Source organism: Bacillus cereus group sp. BfR-BA-01379 (assembly GCF_022663605.1).
Lineage (GTDB): Bacteria > Bacillota > Bacilli > Bacillales > Bacillaceae_G > Bacillus_A > Bacillus_A mobilis.
Window position 1 is genome coordinate 1 of the sequence record NZ_JAKUFT010000210.1, and the last position, 399, is coordinate 399.

Genomic DNA, 399 nt, shown 5'->3' on the forward strand with positions numbered 1-399 from the left:
TTATTCCAGCAGCGGGTCTTGGAACGAGGTTTTTACCAGCAACGAAGGCGATGCCAAAAGAAATGTTACCGATCGTTGATAAACCGACAATTCAATACATAGTAGAAGAAGCCATAGAATCGGGAATTGAGGATATTATTATTGTTACTGGAAAAGGAAAACGTGCGATAGAAGATCATTTTGATCATTCCTTTGAATTGGAACAAAACCTTTTAGAAAAAGGAAAGCATGAAATACTTAAAAAAGTACAAGCTTCATCAAAAATTAATATTCACTACATAAGACAAAAAGAGCCGAAAGGACTTGGGCACGCAGTATGGTGTGCAAGGAAGTTCATTGGAAATGAGCCATTTGCGGTATTGCTTGGTGATGATATTGTACAAGCAGAAACACCATGTT

Annotated in this window: 1 pseudogene; it reads left to right on the plus strand. The window is 37.3% G+C overall.

Annotated features, from left to right (window positions below):
• Positions 1-2: 2 nt before the first annotated feature.
• A pseudogene (gene bpsC / locus MR113_RS27500) lies at positions 3-399 on the plus strand (UTP--glucose-1-phosphate uridylyltransferase BpsC); the annotation flags it as partial.